Here is a 19,442-nt window from a genome sequence, read left to right as displayed (position 1 = left end):
TCGATAGCGAGAGAAAAGTGTATTTTTTCGACCCGAGGCGGAAAATCAGCCCAGTCCCAGACCAAGGTCGCCGACGATAGGCCCTGTCCGAATTCGCCTATGTCGCTCCATCGCAATTGAGTCCGCACTTTCAGGACCATGTCAGACCCGCGCCATTAGACTGGGCGCTCAGATTACGGCCTTGCGCCAGATTGACCGACGATTGATCCCCCTGTCGGACGATTGCAGGGCCAGTGTTCTGACACCGATACCGCGTTCCCCGCGAGCCTTTTATGACGCGGTATTGCGTGCTCCCGTACCGGCCCGGCCCTCAATGAGCCGGGCCGCTTTTTTTTGCCTGCGCGCGCAAAAATGGCGACCCTGCGGTCGCCATCGGCGGATCTTGCAGACAGCCCGCAGTCAGCGGCGCATGCCGACGCCGATCGCCACCACGCCGGCCACGATGGCCGCAATGCCGGCCCAGGCCGGAATCGCCACCGACTTCTCGGTCTCGGCGGTGGCCTTCACCGAACCGATCTGCAGCACGGTCTCCTCGGACTTGTAGTTGAAGCCCTTGTAGGCCAGGGCGGCGATACCCAGGACGATCAGAATGGCGCCGATGATCTTCATTTTTTATCTCCAGTTCGACTTGCTGCGCGGACAGTAGCGCATCGGCCCGCCGCTGTCAGTGACAGAAGGTGTCGCGTCACGCTGCGGTATTGCCGCACTTCGGCAAAGCGGCCGGGTCGTATAGAATCAACCCTTTTGGCCGACGCTCATGTGGTTCAAGAATCTCAAGATTTATCGCCTCTCCTCGCCGTGGACGCTGGTCGGCGACCAGCTTGAAGAAACGCTCGCGCGGCATGCCTACCAAAGCGGCAACAACCTCGAAATGCAAAGCCTGGGCTGGGTTCCTCCGCGCGAGAACGGCGGCCTGGCGCATGTGGTCAACGGCCAGATCCTGCTGAGCCTGCGCGCCGAAAAGAAGCTGCTGCCTGGCACCGTGGTGAACCAGGTCGCCAAGGCCCGCGCCCAGGAAATCGAAGAGCAGCAAGGCTACAAGCCGGGCCGCAAGCAAATGAAGGAAATCAAGGAACGCGTCACCGACGAGCTCCTGCCGCGCGCCTTCAGCGTGTACCGCGACACGCGCGTCTGGATCGATCCGCAGAACCATTGGCTGGTGATCGACGCGGCCGCCTCGGCCAAGGCCGACGAAGTCATCGGCCTCCTGGCCAAGTGCGTGGATCCGTTCCCGCTCGAAAACCTGTACGTGGCGCAGTCGCCGGCTTCGGCCATGACCGGCTGGCTGGCCGAGGACGAGGCTCCGGCCAACTTCTCGATCGACCAGGACACCGAGCTGCGTTCGTCGGGCGAAAGCGGCGCAGCGATCCGCTACGTCAAGCATTCGATCGACGCCGATGACGTGCGCCGCCATATCCAGTCGGGCAAGCAGTGCACCCGCCTGGCCATGACCTGGGCCGACCGCATTTCGTTCGTGCTGACCGAAGGCCTGGACGTCAAGCGCGTCGCGCCCCTGGACGTGCTGAAGGAAGGCAACGAAGGCGTGGCCGCCAACGACGACGAGAAGTTCGATTCCGACATGATGCTGATGACGGGCGAATTGGCCAAGATGATGGCCGAACTGGTCGACGCGCTCGGCGGCGAAAAGAAGGTGTAAGCCGCGGGCGCCATGGCGCCAGGCAAACCGCGGGCCGCCCCTGACCGGGCGGCCTTTTTCATGCGCGCGCCGGGCCTCAGGCCGCCACGGCGCGGTCGCGGCCGGCCTGCTTGGCCTGGTAGAGCGCCTGGTCGGCGCGGTCGATCAGATAGGCATAGTCCGGGTGGCCGTCGAAGGTCGCCACGCCGATGCTGGCCGTGATATGCAGCGGCCCCGCCTCGGGGATGTTGAACACATGGCGGCGGATCTCCGCGCCCAGCTTCTCGGCCGTCGCCAGCGCGGCCTCCTGCTGCGCATCCACCAGCACCACGAGGAATTCCTCGCCGCCGTAGCGGAACACGAAATCGCTGGAGCGGCACGATTGGTGCAGCACTTCCGCAAACTGGCGCAACACCTGGTCGCCGCCCGAATGGCCGTGCTGGTCGTTGATGGCCTTGAAATGGTCGATGTCCAGCAACAGGACGGAGAATGCGCTGCGCTGGCGCCGCGCGATCGAGATTTCGCGCCCGACCACCGAGGGCAGGAAGCGCCGGTTCAGCACATTGGTCAGGGGATCGCTGCCGCTCTCGATTTCGGCCACCATGTCGAACAGGCCGTTGAGCAGATGCTTGATGCGCGCCACCAGCTCCTGCAATTCGCGCACGTGGTCCGGCATCGAGGCGGCGAGCCCCTGTTCTTCGCCCCGCATCAATTGCGGCAGCACTACCGAGTCCAACTGCGCGACGGCGTCCGTGATCTGCTGCAGGCCCGGAGCGCTTTCGAACATCGCCCCGCCCTTGTGCTGCAGCCACAGCCCGAATTCCGAGGCCGCCAGCCGCGGCAGGCTTTGCCCTGGCGCACGGTAATGCAAGCCGATCAGCACCGCCTGGCTCCATTCCAGCAAGGCGGCGCGCTGGCGTTCGCGTTCCGTGGAAATGTTCTGGCCCAGGGCGAAAAGGCGATAGGCCTCGTCGTTGCGGGCGCCGCGGCTGATGTCGCGCATGAAGGCGCGGCTCATCTGCTCGACCGCCAGGTCGAACAGATTGCACACGTACTGGGTGGCGACCGATGCGGCCATGCCGTCCAGGTCGCTGGCGCGCAGGCGCAGCGCGATCTCGTTCTTCAGGATGCGGGCGCCCGCCATCACCAGATGGATCGGAATGTGGACGCGGGCGTGCACCTCGCCCACTTTTTTCTGCGTAGCCATCAGGACGGCGATGTCGCCCTGGTCGCGCACGCACAGCAGCCCCTTGAGCCAGCGGGTCATGCCCGCGTGCAAACGGCTGGATACGATGTCGTGGGACAGGCGGGGGCCGGCTTCGGCGTCGGCCAGCAGCGTGGAATAAAAGGCGTCGACCAGGGCGGACAGGCTGTCGCCCACCACTGCGGCGACCTGCCCGCGCGTATAGGCGTCAACCGACTGGTAGACCGCTATCCAGGCCTGCTCGTCGGATGCGCTCAGGTAGCACGCCTGGCCGGATGCGCCGGCGTGCCGATCGGAAGATGGCACGACGCCAACACTGCTAGTAGACATAGATAATCCGTCCGTAGGCCCTACGGCGTGTCCGGAAACGACACGCGACAGAAAAAGCCAGCGCGGATTATGCTTGAAAACCCCGGCTCCAGGCCGCGTAGCGGCTGGAGTCCAAGGGGTATTCGACCCGGCGCCGCGCGCTTATTCGAGTCCGTGGAAAGCGGAATCGTCCGGACCCACGTGCGACGGATGCTGCCAGGTCACGTCGCGCAAGGAGTGCTGCACCAGGCCCTCCACGCCCAGCAGAACTGCGAAGATCGCCATGCGGATGGGAATGCCGTTGTCGGTCTGGCGGAAGATGGCCAGGCGCGGATCGTGGTTCAGGTCCACGCTCAGGTCGTTGGCGCCGGGACGGCTGTCGCGCGGCAGCGGGTGCATCACGATGGTATCGGGGCCGCAGTAGGCGTCGATGATGGCGCGGCTGATCTGGAAATCCGGCGTGTAGCCTTCGTTTTCTTCGTTGGCGAAGCGCTCTTTCTGCACGCGCGTCGCGTAGATCACGTCGGCGCCGGCCAGGCCTTCGGCCAGCGTGCTCTTCTGCTCGATGATGTTGCCGTTGCGGCTGGCCTGCTCGATGATGTAGGCCGGCATTTCCAGGCCCTTGGGCGACACCAGCGAGAACTTCACGTTCTTGTACAGCGCCATCAGCTTGATGAGCGAGTGCACGGTGCGGCCGTACTTCAGGTCGCCGACCATGGCGATGTGCGCGCCGTCCAGCAGTTTGCCCAGGCGCGAGAACTCGGTCAGGATCGTGTACAGGTCCAGCAGGGCCTGGCTAGGGTGTTCCCCCGGGCCGTCGCCGCCGTTGACCACGGGGATGTTGGTGGCGCGCGCGAATTCCGCGACGGAACCCTGGTCCGGATGGCGGATGACCATGGCGTCGACGTAGCCGCTCATGACGCGGCTGGTGTCGTAGATCGACTCGCCCTTGGCCATGGACGAGAACGTGAAGCCGGTGGTGTCGCAGACCGAGCCGCCCAGGCGGCAGAATGCCGAACCGAAGCTCACGCGGGTACGGGTGCTGGCCTCGAAGAACAGGTTGCCCAGCACCGCGCCTTCCAGCACGCGCGACACTTTCTGACGGCGGGCGATGGGCTGCATCATGTCGGCCACGCGGAACAGGTCCTCGACCGATTCACGGGTGAACTGGTCCACCGACAGCAGCTGGTGCTTGCCTTCCACGGCGATGCGGTCACGCAGCGGACCTTCTTGTACGCTTTGCGTATATTTTTCCAGCAAAACACCGTTCTGGACGATTTCGCTCACGAAGCGCTGCACCACTTCCGGCATGGCGCGGAATTCCTGCGAGCCCTCGGGCAGCAACCAGGTATCAAGCGCCCGGCGTTTGACGCCGATGCGGGTCGCGAACACGTCGCGGGTGAGATTCAGGCGCCGCATGGCGTCGCGCAGGAAGGCTTGCTGGGAAATGGTCATGACGGGCCCCGAACAGGAGATTTATATACGCACTGCGCATATTATTCTCAACACAAATTCAAGTCCAACACTTTTGCGCACACGGGTTTACCCGCAACTACCGCCTCGCATAGGCGGTCGTCGTCTGAGGCGCATCCGTGACCGCCTGTCCAGCCGCCAGCCAGCAGGCGGCGCAGAAGGCAAGCGCACTGATCAGATAACAAACCATGGCCAGAAGCTGCGCGGGCCAGTGGGCACGCGTCAGATGTCCGGTGTAGCCCTGGCGCAACAGGCTGACCTGCGCCAGGTAGGCAAACAGAATTCCCAGGCAGGCGGCCAGCAGGCCGCCCAGCAGCAGCGCCAGCGGCAGTTGCAGATCCGGCGCGGCGATATCGCCGCCGACCACGCCCAGCGAAAACCCCGTCAGGACCAGCGCCGCGCCCCCATTGAGCCAGCCCAGGAAGCGGAACGCCCCCGCCAGCAGCGAGAACGACAGGCCGCTAGCACGGATCTGCTGGGCGCGGGCATCCATGGATCAGCCTTCGCCGCCCTTGCGGCAGACCGGCGTTGCGCTCTGGATGGAGGCGCGGGCAGCGGCGATTTCAGCAGCGTCCCAACGCCCTTCGCCCAAGACCGTGATGGTTACCTTGGCGGTGGAGGGGCTGGCGCTTTCGGCGGCAATCAGTTCCAGCACCTTGGCGGGTTCCGTCACCTTATAGAGCTGCACTTCGTCCGGCGCACCCTTTTCGCCCTTCACGTGGCGCCAGGCATAGGCGACGTTATAGGCGTGCTGCACTTGCACGTGGCAGGTGCGCACGTACTCGCCGGCCCGGCGGAAAGCCGCTTCGTAGTTGGTATTGACGGTGAAGGTCTCCGTGACGACGGCATCGGATTCGTAGACCCCTTTGCTCGCGCAGCCGGCCAACAAGGCCGCAAACGCCATTCCCAACCACAAAGACTTGCGCATGACACTTCCCACGATCGAATTCAACTCCGCGAATTATGCCAGGGGGAAAGCCCTCGCACCGCCTCCCGCTTGCAGCCCCTTTCTACGTAGCGCGCCAACAAAAAAGCCGCGAGAGGGATGCCAAGGCATGTCTCGCGGCTTCCAGGCCGGATTGCGGCGCAGGGCGCGGGCCTACTTGGTGGCGGCGCCCTCTATCTTCTCGCCGCCCCGCTGGATGTCCTTGCCTGCCCCCGCTACGGTGTTGCAACCGGCCGAGAGCGCGGCGATCGAAAGCAACATGACGAGAAAGACTTTGTTCTTCATAGACATCTCCTGTCTGGGCTTGGAAAGTGAAGCCAGCATACCCCAAAGACCCTCATTTGCGCATCGACCGGATCGGCTCGCGGCGGCTCCCCTATGGGAGGCTGAGCCGGGATCAAACGCCGTTGGAAAGGCTTGCGTTCGCCTGTCGCGCATTTAGCGCCAATCGATTAGGATGCGGACATGACCAAGAAACACACATCGCAAAGCGCCGGCTCGGCCCACCAGGGCTGGGGCTGGGAACAGCCGCAGTGCCGCGGGCAGGCGGCTTTGGCGCTCTTCATCGACGATCTCCATCGCATTTTGCAGGCGCATGCCGCTGGCAAGCTGGCTGAAAGCAGCACGCTCGCCGACGCGCAGCAGAACGTGAACGAATTGCTGGCCCGCTACAACGAAATTGGCGCCGCACCGGATATTTTCCTCGGCCAATCGGTCGAACTCAAAGAGGGCGTCGACCGCGATGGGGTGTCCCATACGGTACCGATTTTTTCGGCACGCCTGAAAAAGTCATTGGTATCGATGCTGGGCCAAGGCCCGGCCTGAAACGCCGCCCGGCTTGCCTGCAGGCTCAGGGCCATAACCAGAACAGTCACCACAGGAGACCGCACAATGAAGAATACCGACAACGTCGTAGAGTTCCTGCGCCTGCTGTCGCTGGATGTCTCCCTGGGAGCCGCCGCCCAGCATGCGGCCAGCCAGGCAGACGCGCCGCTGGCCCTGGCCCGCCTGGCCACCGCTCACGGCTTGCCTTGCAACGCATCGGACTGGTCGGCCTTTGCCCGCAGCTGCCTGGACAGCTCCGACCTGACCGAACAGACCGCAGTCCCCGAAGAAGCCACCATCTGGCAACTGGTGCAGGATCCCGCGCACGGCACGGACATTCCGGCCAGCGCGATTACCCGCGTCATCGGCATCGTCACGCAACCGGAAGGGGGCGAACCCGTCGTGGGCCACGTCGTCGGCGATCTGGCGCCGCGCGCGCCGCTGGGCCTGGCGCCCTATTCCTCGGGCTCCTGAGCTCATGCGGCTTCAGGCATCCGCCTGGCCGCGCCCACCCGATCGCAAGAATTCAATCGCTCCGGCCGCGGCGGCCACGCCGCTCGCCATGCAGGCCGTCAGCAGATAGCCGCCTGTCGGCGCCTCCCAATCCAGCATTTCCCCTGCGCAGAACACGCCTGGGATTTCGCGCAGCATCAGGCCGGAATCCAGCGCGGCGAACGACACGCCGCCTGCGGTGCTGATCGCTTCGTCGATAGGCCGCGCACGCAGCAGACGCAGCGGCAAGGCCTTGATGCGCAGGCCCAGCAGCTCGGGGTCGCGGAAATCTTCCGCCGAGGCGCATTCGCGCAGCAACCCCGCCTTGACCCCGGTCAGCCCCAACCGGCTTTGCAGATGGCTGGACATTGACCGCGAGCCGCGCGGGTGCGTCACGGCAGCCATCACTTTCTCCTGCGACCAGTCCGGAGCCAGATCCAGCATGGCGACGGCATGGCCTTGGGCATCGATACGGTCGCGCAGCGGCGCGGACAGGGCATACACCAGGCTGCCTTCTATGCCGGTTTCCGACACGACGAACTCTCCCTGACGGGCGGGAGCCACGCCGGCTGCGGTTTCGCAGGCCATGGCCACGGATTTCACGGGCTGTCCCGCATAGCGTTCGCGAAAATGATCCGACCACGCCACGTCGAATCCGCAATTGGCCGGCCGTAGCGGCGCGACCGTAACGCCGTGCGCTTGCAGGCCGTCGACCCAGGCGCCATCCGATCCCAATTTGGCCCAGCTGCCTCCGCCCAGCGCCAGCACCACGGCGTCAGCCGCGTAGCACTGCTCGCCCTCGGGCGTATCAAAGCGCAGCGCGCCCGGGCCAGGCCGGGAACCCGCCGGCCATCCCAGCCAGCGGTGCCGCATGTGCAGGCGCACGCCGCCGGCGCGCAGCCTGGCCAGCCAGGCCCGTAACAGGGGCGCCGCCTTCATCTCCTGGGGAAAAACCCGGCCGGACGAACCCACGAAGGTCTGGATGCCCAGTCCGTGGGTCCATTCCCGCAATCCGTCCGCGTCGAGCGCCTGCAGCCAAGGCGCGACATGGGACGCGCGGTCGCCGTAACGCGCCAGGAACGGCTCGGCCGGCTCGCTGTGGGTCAGATTCAGGCCGCCCCGCCCCGCCATCAGGAACTTGCGGCCGACCGATGGCATCGCATCGAACACATCCACCTGCACGCCTTGCGCGCTCAGGCGCTCGGCGGCCATCAGACCGGCGGGACCGCCGCCGATGACGGCGACGCGCGCGACAGCTGGACTCATGGCGTCGGCGCCTTCAGGCCGCAGGAATGGATACGCGTAGCACTAAGCATGGGGAACGGACCGGGAGGGAATGGCAAAACAGGGGCGGGCACGCCAGGGAGGGAAAAGATTGTCGCATAGCCGGACCGTCGTGCAGGAGGGAAGCAATAAACGCCCCAGTGGGGCGTTTATTGACCGGCGTTACCAAGTCATTGTTCTGGCAGGGAAAACCCGAAATGCGCAGAGGCTATCCCAAGGCTTGTCCACAGTTGCTGTGGGTAATTCAACCTGGGCTCGCGGCCAGGATTCAGGCGTGGGCGGCCGACTGCATCGGGCCGGACCAGGGTTCGGCGTCGATCTGGAAACGCAGTTCCTGGTATTCGCCATCCACCGAGACGGACGGCAACAGGCCCGCACCCAGCGCCTGGCCCAGCGCACGGCGGCAAAGGGTTTCAGGATCGTCGGGCAAGGACTGGAACACCCCGTCCGGTATGCGCAGGCGCAGCATCGCCTGGGGATCGCCACGTTCGGCGGGCCTGCCGATATGGATATGGGCGGGATAGCCGTGGGGGCACCAGATGCCCACGTGGTACTTGCCGTCAGCGCCCGTATCGGCGACATAGCCGGGATGATCGTATTTTGCTGTTCCCATGGACCCTCCTCGAGTGCGGCAACCTAGCGCGCGTGACCCATGGTAGCGCAGGGCTGCGGGCCTGTGCGGCCGTGAACACCAGGGAAAGTCCGGACTGGAACAAAGGTTTGACGCAGAGCAAGCGGCGCGGGAAATCCTGCCGCAAGACGAAAAAAAGCCGCGATGAATATCGCGGCTTTCTTCTGCTTGAAACTGGTTGCGGGGGCAGGATTTGAACCTACGACCTTCGGGTTATGAGCCCGACGAGCTGCCAGACTGCTCCACCCCGCGTCTGATGTGTGAATCATACATCATTTTGAAATCTTGTGCAGCGCACCGAGGGAATTTTTTCGGTTTTTGGCTAAATCCAGCCGAAAAAATGCGGCCGCCGCCTGAAAAAAGCGCTGCGCATAGCCCGGTACGTCCAGGCATATCACCTCGGCCTGGCCGATGGCCGTGACCTGCGCCACGCCGCCGTAGCCCAGGCCATGCCCCTCACCCGCATTAATGCGCACCGATACCGGGCGAGGCAGTCCGCCCGCGGCTTCCGGGCCATTCACGGGTTCCTCGATCCGCACGCTGCCGCTGACGCACACCAGCGTGGCGCCGGCGCGCAGGACCAGTTTCCGGCTGGCGCCGGCGGCAAGTTCCAGCCGGCGGGCCTGGGCATCTGGGGTGTAAGTCGCAATCATCGTCGTCTCCTGTGGGACAACTACAGACTACGCGCGCCCTGCTATGCGCAACAGTCACACCCCCGAGGTTTCTGTACCGATGCAGATCCTCGATTTCCGCGCTGTTATGGTGTACTTTGCTTGAATCTGTGCCTAGTCTCACACCAACCTCGGGGAGCATGATCGGCGCATGGATCCGCAACCGCTCTATCTACGCCTGGCCAACCATTACCGGCGCGCCATCCAGACCGGCGTGCTGGCGCCCGCCCAGCGCATGCCCTCGGTCCGCACGCTGGTGCGCACCCACCACGTCAGCCTGTCCACGGCCTTGCAGGCCTGCCGCCAGCTGGAAGACGACGGCCTGATCGAAGCGCGGCCCCGCTCGGGCTACTTCGTGCTCAAGCCCCGCCGCAACACCATCCCGCCCGTGGACGAGCCGGACATCCGCCAGGCACTGGGCGCGGCGCAATACGTGGGCATCCACGATCGGGTCTCGGACTTCGTGGCCAAGTGCGAAGCGCATCCGGTCAGCGCCAACTTCGCCCTGGCCGCGGCAGTGCCCGAAGCCTATCCGCTGGAAGAACTTAAGCAGGCCATGATCCGCGCTCTGCGCCAGTCGCCGCAGGTGCTGGTCAGCCCGGTTCCGCCGCAGGGGCATCCGGACCTGCGCACCGTGCTCGCCCGCCGCGCACTGGCAAACGGCATCAACGCCACGCCGGACGACGTCATCGTCACGCATGGCTGCATAGAAGCGCTGAACCTGGCGCTGCGCGCGGTGGCGCGGCCCGGCGACACGATTGCGGTCGAATCGCCCGCCTACTTCGGCCTGCTGCAGATCCTGGAAAGCCTGGGCATGCGGGCGCTGGAGATTCCCACCAGCCCGCAGCACGGCCTGTCGATCGAAGCGCTGGACCTGGCGTTCCAGACCCACGGCAACATCCGCGCCGTGGTGGTGGTGCCCAATTTCCAGAACCCGCTGGGCTGCGTCATGCCCGACGCGGAAAAGGCGCGGCTGGTTGCGCTGTGCGAACGCCAGCAGGTGCCCCTGATCGAAGACGACACCTACGGCGCGCTGACGGACGACGACACGCCGCTGGCCGCCGCCAAGTCCTGGGACGCGACCGGCAACGTCATCTATTGTTCGTCCATGCACAAGACGCTGGCGCCAGGCATGCGCCTGGGCTGGCTGCTGGGCGGCCGCTGGAAGGCCCGCATCGCCATGCTGAAGTTCGCCCAGAGCCGGCCCAACGAACCATTGGCGCAAATTGCCGTGGCCGAGTTCATGGGCTCGCGCGCCTACGACCGCCATCTGTCGCGCCTGCGCCGGCACCTGAAGATGCAGCGCGACCAGACGGCCGAGACCATCGCTGCGCACTTCCCTTCCGGCACCCGCCTGAGCGTGCCGCAGGGCGGCATGCTGCTTTGGGTGGAGATGCCCGACGGACGCTCGGGCATGGACGTGTTCGAAGCCGCGCTCCGGCAAGGCATACGGGTCGCGCCGGGCGCCATGTTCTCCAATGGCACACGCTACAACCATTTCCTGCGCATCAGCTGCGGACAACGCACCACGCCCGAGATCACCGCTGCGCTGCAAACGCTCGCGCGCATCGTGGGCGAGCGGCCCAGATGAATCCCGCCCTGCACCAGTTCATCGTCGACTACGGCCTGTGGGCGGTGCTGGCCGGCACGCTGCTCGAAGGCGAAAGCGTGGTCGTTTTCGCCGGCTTCCTCGCACACCAGCACCTGCTGCACCTGCCCTATGTGGTGCTGTGCGCGTTCGCCGGTTCATTCCTTGCGGACCAGGCCCTGTTCCTGCTGGGCCGCCGCTATCGCGATCATCGCTATGTCCGGCGCATCCGCGAGAAGCCCGCTTTCGAAAAGGCCTTGGCCGCGGTGGACCGCTATCCGCACGGCTTCATCCTGAGCCTGCGTTTCCTGTACGGCCTGCGCACGGTGGGGCCAGTGGCGCTGGGCGTGTCGAATGTGCCGCCGCTGCGCTTCCTGGTGCTCAACGCCATCGCCGCCGCCATCTGGGCGGTGTGCTTCAGCACCCTGGGCTATCTGTTCGGCCAGACGATCGAATCCATGCTGGGACGCCTGCACGGCGTCGAGACCAAGCTGGCCGTGGCCATCGCGATCGGCGTGCTCATCTGGCTGGCTTATCACCTGCTGGGCAGGCGCCGCAAATAACTGCGCTCAGACCACCAGCTTGCCGCTGGCGCGCAGCACATAACGGCGCCGCGCGTTGCGGTACCAGCGGCCCACCAGGGGCAAGCGCGCCAGGCGGCGCAGGATGGGGTGGCGCTGGTCGAAGTCGTGCCAGGCCTTGAAGCCATGCCCCATGCGCTCCCAGCTCTGGCGCGCCTCGGGGGAAAGTTTGCCGGGGTCGAACGCCGCCAGCTTTGCTGCTTCCGAGACGCGCATCGCGATCGATCCGCCCCGGCATTCCAATGAATACTGATTCCGCATGGGGCCGCATATTACCCGGCTTGCGTGACCTGCGGCAGCGTGCAGCAAGCGCTGCCGCAGCGAGCAAATGGAGCCAGCTTTGACCGCCCCATGCAAGCCTTTGTAATTAAAGGAAAATGAACATCTATGCCCGCACTATCCCAAGGCTTGTCCACAGAAGTTGTGGGTAACTCCCGCAAGCCTGGACCCGCAAGCCAGCCTATTTCAAGGCGCCCAGAATCATGTCGCGCACGCTCTCGAAACCGGCCACGTACTGCGGATTCTCGGAGCGGGCCAGCAGGCTGGAATAGTTCTGTTCGAGCTGGGCTTCGATGGCCTCGCGCAGGCCGGGAGAAGCCTTGGCCAGATGCAGCATCGACAGCACGGTCGAATTCAGCGCATCGATGCGGCCGCCTTGATGCGAAATGGTATGCACGATGACGGCGATTTGTTCCTGGATGTCCATGTGTAAGCCTCCTGGCATTGAAGTCGGCGCAAATCCTAGCACGGCGCCACGCCGGCCCATGCTAGGCAAGCCCTGCGCGCCGCGCTAGCATGAAGCGTAGCCGCAGAGGCACGGCGGCGCACGTCACCGGCTCCGTCTCCAGGGCTGCGCGCCCGCGAGCATCCGGTGCAACCGGAGGCCTCCGATGAAGACGATCCAGAACTACGTTGCGCCGGACGCCCAGTCCATGCGGCGCCTGCAGGACCGGCTGGGATACAGCGACGCGCGCATGGCGGAGCTGGCCGGACTCGACGCAGCCATTCCCTGGCACAGTTTCATCGGCGGCCCCGAACCGCGCTCGCTGGGCCGCCAGCGCCTGTTCTACGTGGCGGCCCGCCTCACCTTGGACGAAGCGCAATGGCAGCGCGTGCTGGCCGCCATGCATGACCTGGGCGCGCGTTTCGATTATCAGGACACCCGGCATCCCGACGCCCTGCCCGCGCCGGAACCCGTCGCCGACGAAGAGCGCAAGTTCGGCATGTTGCTGGTCAGCCGTAACGGCTCCTTCCACGAAATGGAGCAGTTGCGCGAATTCGCGCATTTCGCGCACGAGGCCGATGTCAGCCGCTATGTGCATTCGGCCTTCTACGATAGCGACATCGATCTGTGCCGCTTCAGCTTCGCCGACCACGACGGCCTGGACGATGCCAGCCGCGATCGCATCTTCGATGCTGCGCGCAAGACCATCACGCGCTTCGAGTTCGACGGGCGCATCTATCAAGGCGGCATTCCACCCGAATCCGATGGCTAGCGCCTGGCGCCATGCTGGCGTGCGAGGGCCGGCTGCGCATTGACGCGGGCAGGCCCGGGCCTGTACCGTCGGCACTCGCGCCCTCTCGCTCCATGCCGCCCATTTCCGTATGAACGAACGACTCGACGCCATCGACCGGCAACTGCTCAGCCTGCTGCAAGCCAATGCGCGCGAACCCGCGGCCATCCTGGCGCGCAAGCTCGGCCTGGCCCGTACCACGGTGGTGGCGCGCATTGCGCGGCTCGAACGCGAGCACATCGTGGCGGGCTATGGCGTGCGCCTGGGGCGCTTGCTGGAAGAAGCGGCGGTGCGCGCCTATTGCTTCATCAGCGTACTGCCCAAGACTCCCGCCGCGGTAATACGCGAACTGGAGAAGATGCCCGAAGTCGAGGAGGTCTCCTCGGTCAGCGGCCCCTACGATTACCTCATCTTCCTGCGCTGCGAAACCCACGAACAGCTGGACGAACTGCTGGACCGCATCGGCCTGATCGACGGGGTCAAGCAGACCCAGACTTCCATCGTCCTGAGCCGCAAGCTCGATCGCCGCAGCGCCGTGGCCGCACCATGAAATGATGGTGTAATTGAGGTAATCGCCATTCCAGGACGCCTCATGTTTGCACGCCTTGCCCCCGCCGCCGTATTGCTTGCCCTGCTGACCGCCTGTTCCAGCATGAGCGAGGTCACGCCCGCCGGCAAGGACACCTACAGCGTCACCCACAGCTCCGGCTCGCAGATGATGACCTGGGTGGAAATCAAGAACCAGGCCCTGCTGCGGGCCGAACAGTATTGCCAGTCGATCGACCGCAAGCTGGTCAAGCCCAAGATCACCTCCAACCACGCGACCGGCCTGGGCCCCAAGCGCGCCACCGTGACCTTCGAATGCGGCGTCATCGAGCCGCCCAAGAATTCCTCGAAGTAAGGCGGCGGCCCACCCAGATCCGCAACACAACCTCAGTCCCCGCATCGTGAACACCTCCCTGCCCGTAGGCATCACCATGGGCGATGCCGCCGGCATCGGTCCCGAAATCGTCGTCAAGGCCTACGCGCAAGGCCTGAACGCGCCTTGCGTGGTGTATGGCGATGCGGGCGCGCTGCGCCGCGCCGCCGCCCAGCTGGGCGCAAGGCTGGAGATCGTCGAGGTCGCCGACGTCGGCCAGGCAGCGCCGGGCGCGGACCACATCAACGTCATCGCCTGCAGCCCCGCCCTGCCCGCCGACCTGCCCCTGGGGCAGATCAGCGCGGCCGCGGGACGCGGCGCCTACGATTATGTCTGCGCCGCCATCGACGACGCGCAGGCCGGCCGCATCCGCGCCATCGTCACCGCGCCGCTGAACAAGAAATCCATGCATGCCGCCGGCATCGACTATCCCGGCCACACCGAGATCCTCGCGGAACGCTCGGATACGCAAGACTTCGCGATGATGCTGGCCAACGACGAGTTGCGCGTGCTGCTGGTGACCATACACGTGGCGCTGGCCGACGTGATCCCGCGCATCACGCCGCAGGCGGAACTGACTGCCATGCGGCTGGCCGACCAGGCCTGCCGCCAGATGGGCATCGCCCAGCCGCGCGTCGCGGTCGCGGGCCTGAATCCGCACGCGGGCGAAGGCGGCAAGTTCGGCCGCGAAGACATCGACATCATCGAGCCCGCAATCGCCGCTGCCCGCGCGCAAGGCATAGACGCGAGCGGGCCCTGGCCCGGCGACACGATCTTCATGCGCGCCCGGCGCGGCGAGTTCGATATCGTGGTGGCGCAATACCACGACCAGGGACTCATTCCGGTCAAGTACCTGGGCCTGGACCACGGCGTGAACGTGACGGTAGGCCTGCCTTTCGTGCGCACCAGCGTGGACCACGGCACTGCCTTCGACATCGCGGGCAAGGGCCTGGCCGACCATGCCTCGCTGGTCGCGGCGTTCGACCTGGCGCTGGCCATGACGCCCTGAGCGCCGCGCTGCGGCGCTGCCACGACCTGCAGCGCTGACAACTGGCTGTCAGGAAGCAAGACGTCCCGGGGACTACAATACTGCCCGTTTACGGCGCCCGCGGCGCTTTCCGTCCGCCCTCCCCCTTCCATCCCTCATGTCACGCCTTGCCCGCCTTCTTCCCGATCGCTTCACCCTCTACCTGATCTGCACCGTCATCATCGCCAGCATCGTGCCCGCTCATGGGCAAGGCGTGGTGGTGTTCGGCTGGATCACCAACATCGCGGTCGGCCTGCTGTTCTTCCTGCACGGCGCGCGCCTGTCGCGCGAGGCCATCATCGCCGGCCTGACGCACTGGAAGCTGCACCTCACGATCTTCTCCGCGACCTTCCTCATGTTCCCGCTGCTGGGCCTGGCGCTCAAGCCGGTGCTGGAACCGCTGGTCACGCCCGAACTCTATCTGGGCATCCTGTTCCTGTGCTGCCTGCCCGCCACGGTGCAATCGGCCATCGCCTTCACCTCGATGGCGCGCGGCAACGTGCCGGCTGCCGTGTGCAGCGCCTCCGCCTCCAGCCTGCTCGGCATCTTCATCACCCCGCTGCTGGTGGGCACGGTGGTCGCCAACGCGGGCAGCGCGCCGATCTCGTTCGACGCCGTCGGCAAGATCATGCTGCAACTGCTGTTGCCCTTCGTGCTGGGCCAGTTCGCCCGCCGCTGGATCGGCGCCTGGGTGCACAAGCGCAAGGCCATGCTGAAGTTCGTCGACCAGGGCTCCATCCTGCTGGTGGTCTACACGGCGTTTTCTGAAGCCATCAACGAAGGCCTGTGGAGTTCGACCCCGATCCCCGCGCTGGCGGGCCTGGTGGTGGCTTGCGCCGTCATCCTGGCGCTGGCGCTGGGTCTGTCGGCCCTGGCCGGCCGCGTGTTCGGCTTCAATGTCGAAGACCGCATCACGCTGCTGTTCTGCGGCTCGAAGAAAAGCCTGGCCAGCGGCATTCCGATGGCGCAGGTGCTGTTCGCCGGCCACGCCGTGGGCGCGATCGTGCTGCCGCTGATGCTGTTCCACCAGATCCAGCTGATGGTGTGCGGCGTGCTGGCCGCGCGCTTCGGCAAGCGTCCCGAGGCGCAAGCCTGAAGCGGGTTCGCAGCTGCAATGCAAAACCGCGCCGAGGCGCGGTTTTTTCTTGGACCGGACAGGTTCAGTACATGTCGCGCGGCTGCGCGCCCGAGAAGTTCAGGAAGCGCGTACTGGAGCCCTGGAAGGTCAAACGCACGGAACCAATGGGACCGTTACGCTGCTTGCCGATGATGATCTCGGCGGTGCCCTTGTCCGGCGAATCGGGGTTGTAGACTTCGTCGCGGTAGATGAACAGGATCACGTCCGCGTCCTGTTCGATAGCGCCGGATTCGCGCAGGTCGCTCATCACGGGGCGCTTGTTGGGACGCTGTTCCAGGCTTCGGTTCAGCTGCGACAGCGCGATCAGCGGGCAGTTCAGTTCCTTGGCCAGGCCCTTGAGCGAGCGGCTGATTTCCGACACTTCGGTGGCCCGGTTTTCGCCCGAGCCATTGCCCGACATGAGCTGCAGGTAGTCGATGATGATCAGGCCGAGCTGGCCGCATTGGCGCGCCAGACGGCGCGCGCGCGCCCGCACTTCCATCGGGCTGAGCGCCGGCGATTCGTCGATGTAGACCTGCGCGTCCTGCATCAGCTGGACTGCGTGGGTCACGCGTGGCCAGTCCTCGGCGATCAGCTTGCCGGTCCGCATGCGATGCTGGTCCAGCAGGCCCACGGAGCCCAGCATACGCATGGCCAGCTGGACCGCGCCCATTTCCATGGAGAACACCGCCACCGGCAGCCCTTCCTCGATGGCGACGTGTTCGCCGATGTTCATCGAGAACGAGGTCTTGCCCATGGACGGGCGGCCGGCCACGATGATCAGGTCGCCGCCCTGCATGCCCGAGGTCATCTTGTCCAGATCGGTGAAGCCCGTGGGCACGCCGGTCACATCGGAGGTACTCTCGCGGTGATAGAGCTCGTCGATGCGCTCCACCACCTGCGTCAGCAGCGGCTGGATTTCCTGGAAGCCCGCGGCGCCGCGTGCGCCTTCCTGGGCGATCTGGAACACCTTGGACTCGGCCTCGTCCAGCAGTTGGCGCGCTTCCTTGCCCTGCGGGCTCATGGCGGCCGCGGAGATCTCGTCGGCGATCGCGACCAGCTTGCGCAGCATGGCGCGCTCGCGCACGATCTCGCCATAACGGCGGATGTTGGCGGCCGACGGCGTGTTGTGGGCCAGCGCGTTCAAATAGGCCAGGCCGCCGGCATCCTCGGCCTTGCCGGCGCTGACCAGCGACTCGTGGACGGTGATGACGTCCGCCGGGCGCGCCAGCCCGATCAGGCGGGCAATATGGTGCCAGATAAGCCGGTGGTCGTGCCGGTAGAAATCCTCTTCGACCAGCACGTCGGCGATGCGGTCCCAGGCTGCGTTGTCCAGCAGCAGGCCGCCCAGAACCGACTGTTCCGCCTCGATGGAATGGGGGGGAACGCGCAGGTATTCGAGCTGGGAGTCGGCAGGTGTATTCATGACTTCAATAGTAACGGCTGCAGGATGTCCGCGACGCGGAAGAATCCCTGGATATCGCGCGAGGGCAATCGGCCCAGCACCACGCGCAAGGGCGCGGCAATGCCGCAGAGCACGCGCGCCAGGCGCGTCAGGCGGGCTCGGACCTCGGGGTCGGGGTTGCTTTCGAAATAGACTTCGAACGCCAGTTTACCCAGCGTGCGGGCCACGTCGTCCGGCAATTTACGCAAAGACACCAGAGAGGCCAGCATCTGGAACAGGTCATAGGCCTGGGCCAGCGGGCGCGACAGGGTCGAACCGATGTTCTCTTCGAAATCGATGCGCCACAGCTCGCCGTCCTGCAGGGTGATGTTGCGGATCTGGGCGCCGCCATGCCACATGCCGCGGGCATGGAAAGCGGCCAGATCTGCTGCCGCGGCGCGCGCCAGCCACAAGCGGGACGTCGTGTCCTCGTTGCGGATCAGGTCGGCCAGGTCTTCGCCCACGTATTCCAGCACCAGCAGGCCTTGCTCCTGCCACCAGACCTCGGGCACGCGGCAACCGGCCTTGAGCAGTTGCGCCAGGCGCTGCGACTCGTGCGTCAGGCCGTTGCGCAGCAACACGCCCGGACGTGGAAACTCGCCGAGGAAAATCTTGCATCCCACGCCCAGGAACAGGGCGCGCACATAGCGCAGCGCGTAGCTCACGCCCTGACCGATGCCGGGACGGCGGCGCTTGATGATGCAGCGCACGCCATCTATCGTCACATCCCTCACCGAAGGTTCACGCGACGCATCCACGCTATCCAACCAGGCTCGCAGGCCGGGGGGCGCGTTGTGGTGAACGGGGGGCTGAGTCAAGACGTCCTCTGAGGAATGCGGCGCGGGGCCTGGATCGTGGAGTCCGAAGACTACACGCAATACGCGATGGACAAAAAGAAAAAAAGCCGGCGCGCGGGCCGGCTTCTTTTTTACTGCGGGTACCGGCTTAGGACAGTTCGCCTTCGACCAGGATCGTCACGTCGACCAGGACGTCGGCGTGCAGGGCAACCTGGGCCGGGAACTCGCCGATCGACTTCAGCTGGCCGTTGGGCAGGCGGATTTGCGCCTTTTCCACGGCTTCGAAGCCGGCCTTGCGCAGGCCTTCAGCGATGTCGGCGTTGGTGACCGAGCCGAACAGACGGCCGTCGACGCCAGCCTTCTGGACGATCTTCAGCTGGAAGCCGGCGACGCGCTCGCCCAGAGCCTGGGCGGCGGCCAGCTTTTCAGCCTGGGCCTTTTCCAGTTCGGCGCGGCGCGCTTCGAATTCCTTCAGGGCGGCGTCGGTTGCGCGACGGGCCTTGCGCTGGGGGATCAGGAAGTTGCGAGCGTAGCCATCACGCACGCGGACGACTTCGCCGAGGTTACCCAGGTTGACGACTTTTTCGAGCAGAATAACTTGCATTTCAGTGCCCCGGATTAGTTGTGGTTGTCGGTGTAAGGCAACAGGGCCAGGAAGCGCGCGCGCTTGATGGCGGTGTCCAGCTGACGCTGGTAGATTGCCTTGGTGCCGGTCAGGCGAGCCGGGATGATCTTGCCGTTTTCTTGCACGAAGTCGCGCAGGGTGTCCAGATCCTTGTAGTCGATCTCTTCCACGCCGGCAGCGGTGAAGCGGCAGAACTTACGACGCTTGAAGAGCGGGTTCTGCTGCGTGAATTTGCGTTTTTCCTTGCGTTTTCCGAAGAAAGCCATGATATGTGCCTCTTTGTTTGAGGGGGCCGGGTTCTACCCAAAACGGGCCCAAACCCCCATAACCTATCCGTAATCAGAAGGCGCTCATCGCGC

General features: G+C 65.3%; 25 protein-coding genes and 1 tRNA gene. 10 read left to right on the top strand and 16 right to left on the bottom strand.

What is annotated here, in order from left to right; genetic code table 11:
* Window positions 1-399: 399 nt before the first annotated feature.
* Entirely contained in the window at window positions 400-609 is a 210-nt protein-coding gene (locus HV793_RS23775; RefSeq protein ID WP_059379226.1) for a hypothetical protein, read from the bottom strand.
* 148 nt (window positions 610-757) lie between these two features.
* Between HV793_RS23775 and HV793_RS23770 the strand changes: the two genes are divergently transcribed.
* Window positions 758-1,657, top strand: coding sequence for a recombination-associated protein RdgC (locus HV793_RS23770; RefSeq protein ID WP_054451049.1), 900 nt, complete (start codon window positions 758-760; stop codon window positions 1,655-1,657).
* 76 nt (window positions 1,658-1,733) lie between these two features.
* Here the strand turns inward: HV793_RS23770 and HV793_RS23765 are convergent, their stop codons facing one another.
* From HV793_RS23765 to HV793_RS23745, 5 genes are all read right to left on the bottom strand, one after another.
* Complete coding sequence (locus HV793_RS23765) at window positions 1,734-3,170, bottom strand: diguanylate cyclase (protein WP_175181702.1); 1,437 nt, start codon at window positions 3,168-3,170, stop codon at window positions 1,734-1,736.
* 141 nt (window positions 3,171-3,311) lie between these two features.
* Window positions 3,312-4,604, bottom strand: coding sequence for an aspartate carbamoyltransferase (locus tag HV793_RS23760; protein WP_054451047.1), 1,293 nt, complete (start codon window positions 4,602-4,604; stop codon window positions 3,312-3,314).
* 97 nt (window positions 4,605-4,701) lie between these two features.
* Entirely contained in the window at window positions 4,702-5,115 is a 414-nt protein-coding gene (locus tag HV793_RS23755; protein WP_054451046.1) for a hypothetical protein, read from the bottom strand.
* 3 nt (window positions 5,116-5,118) lie between these two features.
* Window positions 5,119-5,550, bottom strand: a complete 432-nt coding sequence (locus HV793_RS23750; RefSeq protein ID WP_054451045.1) for a BPTD_2524 family lipoprotein — start codon at window positions 5,548-5,550, stop codon at window positions 5,119-5,121.
* Window positions 5,551-5,721: 171 nt separating this feature from the next.
* Window positions 5,722-5,853 carry an entericidin A/B family lipoprotein gene (locus tag HV793_RS23745; protein ID WP_042792633.1) on the bottom strand — a complete coding sequence of 44 codons (132 nt, stop codon included), beginning with the start codon at window positions 5,851-5,853 and terminating at the stop codon, window positions 5,722-5,724.
* A 180-nt stretch (window positions 5,854-6,033) separates the two neighbouring features.
* On the opposite strand from HV793_RS23745, the gene HV793_RS23740 reads away from it, so the two are divergent.
* Together HV793_RS23740 and HV793_RS23735 are read left to right on the top strand one after the other, a co-directional pair.
* Entirely contained in the window at window positions 6,034-6,393 is a 360-nt protein-coding gene (locus HV793_RS23740) for a hypothetical protein (protein ID WP_054451044.1), read from the top strand.
* A 66-nt stretch (window positions 6,394-6,459) separates the two neighbouring features.
* The gene (locus HV793_RS23735) at window positions 6,460-6,867 is read left to right on the top strand and encodes a hypothetical protein (protein WP_054451043.1); all 408 of its coding nucleotides are present in this window, start codon (window positions 6,460-6,462) and stop codon (window positions 6,865-6,867) included.
* Window positions 6,868-6,879: 12 nt separating this feature from the next.
* Here the strand turns inward: HV793_RS23735 and HV793_RS23730 are convergent, their stop codons facing one another.
* The 4 genes from HV793_RS23730 to HV793_RS23715 form a co-directional block, all read right to left on the bottom strand.
* Window positions 6,880-8,151 carry a TIGR03862 family flavoprotein gene (locus HV793_RS23730; protein WP_175214013.1) on the bottom strand — a complete coding sequence of 424 codons (1,272 nt, stop codon included), beginning with the start codon at window positions 8,149-8,151 and terminating at the stop codon, window positions 6,880-6,882.
* 286 nt (window positions 8,152-8,437) lie between these two features.
* Window positions 8,438-8,782 carry a hypothetical protein gene (locus HV793_RS23725; protein ID WP_054451041.1) on the bottom strand — a complete coding sequence of 115 codons (345 nt, stop codon included), beginning with the start codon at window positions 8,780-8,782 and terminating at the stop codon, window positions 8,438-8,440.
* 193 nt (window positions 8,783-8,975) lie between these two features.
* Window positions 8,976-9,052: transfer RNA gene (locus HV793_RS23720), tRNA-Met, on the bottom strand.
* A 20-nt stretch (window positions 9,053-9,072) separates the two neighbouring features.
* The gene (locus tag HV793_RS23715) at window positions 9,073-9,453 is read right to left on the bottom strand and encodes a hypothetical protein (RefSeq protein WP_175214012.1); all 381 of its coding nucleotides are present in this window, start codon (window positions 9,451-9,453) and stop codon (window positions 9,073-9,075) included.
* A gap of 169 nt (window positions 9,454-9,622) precedes the next feature.
* On the opposite strand from HV793_RS23715, the gene HV793_RS23710 reads away from it, so the two are divergent.
* Window positions 9,623-11,062: an aminotransferase-like domain-containing protein gene (locus HV793_RS23710; RefSeq protein ID WP_054451039.1), complete on the top strand. Its 1,440-nt coding sequence runs from the start codon at window positions 9,623-9,625 to the stop codon at window positions 11,060-11,062.
* Complete coding sequence (locus HV793_RS23705) at window positions 11,059-11,622, top strand: DedA family protein (protein WP_054451038.1); 564 nt, start codon at window positions 11,059-11,061, stop codon at window positions 11,620-11,622. The genes HV793_RS23710 and HV793_RS23705 overlap by 4 nt, the downstream gene beginning before the upstream one ends.
* A gap of 6 nt (window positions 11,623-11,628) precedes the next feature.
* Here the strand turns inward: HV793_RS23705 and HV793_RS23700 are convergent, their stop codons facing one another.
* Together HV793_RS23700 and HV793_RS23695 are read right to left on the bottom strand one after the other, a co-directional pair.
* A complete protein-coding gene (locus tag HV793_RS23700) occupies window positions 11,629-11,856 on the bottom strand; it encodes a hypothetical protein (protein WP_223283424.1) in 228 nt (75 codons plus the stop codon).
* 244 nt (window positions 11,857-12,100) lie between these two features.
* Complete coding sequence (locus HV793_RS23695; RefSeq protein WP_054451036.1) at window positions 12,101-12,346, bottom strand: hypothetical protein; 246 nt, start codon at window positions 12,344-12,346, stop codon at window positions 12,101-12,103.
* A 184-nt stretch (window positions 12,347-12,530) separates the two neighbouring features.
* On the opposite strand from HV793_RS23695, the gene HV793_RS23690 reads away from it, so the two are divergent.
* From HV793_RS23690 to HV793_RS23670, 5 genes are all read left to right on the top strand, one after another.
* The gene (locus HV793_RS23690) at window positions 12,531-13,136 is read left to right on the top strand and encodes a hypothetical protein (protein ID WP_054451035.1); all 606 of its coding nucleotides are present in this window, start codon (window positions 12,531-12,533) and stop codon (window positions 13,134-13,136) included.
* Between the two features lie 109 nt (window positions 13,137-13,245).
* On the top strand, window positions 13,246-13,704 hold the full coding sequence (locus HV793_RS23685) for an Lrp/AsnC family transcriptional regulator (protein WP_054451034.1): 459 nt from the start codon (window positions 13,246-13,248) through the stop codon (window positions 13,702-13,704).
* 42 nt (window positions 13,705-13,746) lie between these two features.
* Window positions 13,747-14,055, top strand: coding sequence for a hypothetical protein (locus tag HV793_RS23680; protein WP_054451033.1), 309 nt, complete (start codon window positions 13,747-13,749; stop codon window positions 14,053-14,055).
* 46 nt (window positions 14,056-14,101) lie between these two features.
* Entirely contained in the window at window positions 14,102-15,082 is a 981-nt protein-coding gene (gene pdxA / locus HV793_RS23675; RefSeq protein ID WP_175214011.1) for a 4-hydroxythreonine-4-phosphate dehydrogenase PdxA, read from the top strand.
* 136 nt (window positions 15,083-15,218) lie between these two features.
* A complete protein-coding gene (locus HV793_RS23670) occupies window positions 15,219-16,196 on the top strand; it encodes a bile acid:sodium symporter family protein (protein WP_054451031.1) in 978 nt (325 codons plus the stop codon).
* Between the two features lie 64 nt (window positions 16,197-16,260).
* Here HV793_RS23670 and HV793_RS23665 read toward each other — a convergent pair whose 3' ends face one another.
* From HV793_RS23665 to rpsR, 4 genes are all read right to left on the bottom strand, one after another.
* Window positions 16,261-17,643 (bottom strand): replicative DNA helicase, encoded by a 1,383-nt coding sequence (locus HV793_RS23665; protein WP_054451030.1) that lies wholly within the window; start codon window positions 17,641-17,643, stop codon window positions 16,261-16,263.
* Complete coding sequence (locus tag HV793_RS23660) at window positions 17,640-18,479, bottom strand: BUD32 family EKC/KEOPS complex subunit (protein ID WP_054451029.1); 840 nt, start codon at window positions 18,477-18,479, stop codon at window positions 17,640-17,642. The genes HV793_RS23665 and HV793_RS23660 overlap by 4 nt, the downstream gene beginning before the upstream one ends.
* Before the next feature lie 127 nt (window positions 18,480-18,606).
* Entirely contained in the window at window positions 18,607-19,062 is a 456-nt protein-coding gene (rplI, locus tag HV793_RS23655) for a 50S ribosomal protein L9 (RefSeq protein WP_054451028.1), read from the bottom strand.
* A 14-nt stretch (window positions 19,063-19,076) separates the two neighbouring features.
* Window positions 19,077-19,349: a 30S ribosomal protein S18 gene (gene rpsR, locus HV793_RS23650; protein WP_006218308.1), complete on the bottom strand. Its 273-nt coding sequence runs from the start codon at window positions 19,347-19,349 to the stop codon at window positions 19,077-19,079.
* Window positions 19,350-19,442: the final 93 nt, after the last annotated feature.

The organism is Achromobacter aegrifaciens (assembly GCF_902859965.1).
Taxonomy (GTDB): domain Bacteria; phylum Pseudomonadota; class Gammaproteobacteria; order Burkholderiales; family Burkholderiaceae_B; genus Achromobacter; species Achromobacter aegrifaciens.
Note: the sequence above shows the minus strand (reverse complement) of the source record. Positions and strands in the feature narration are given on the sequence as shown.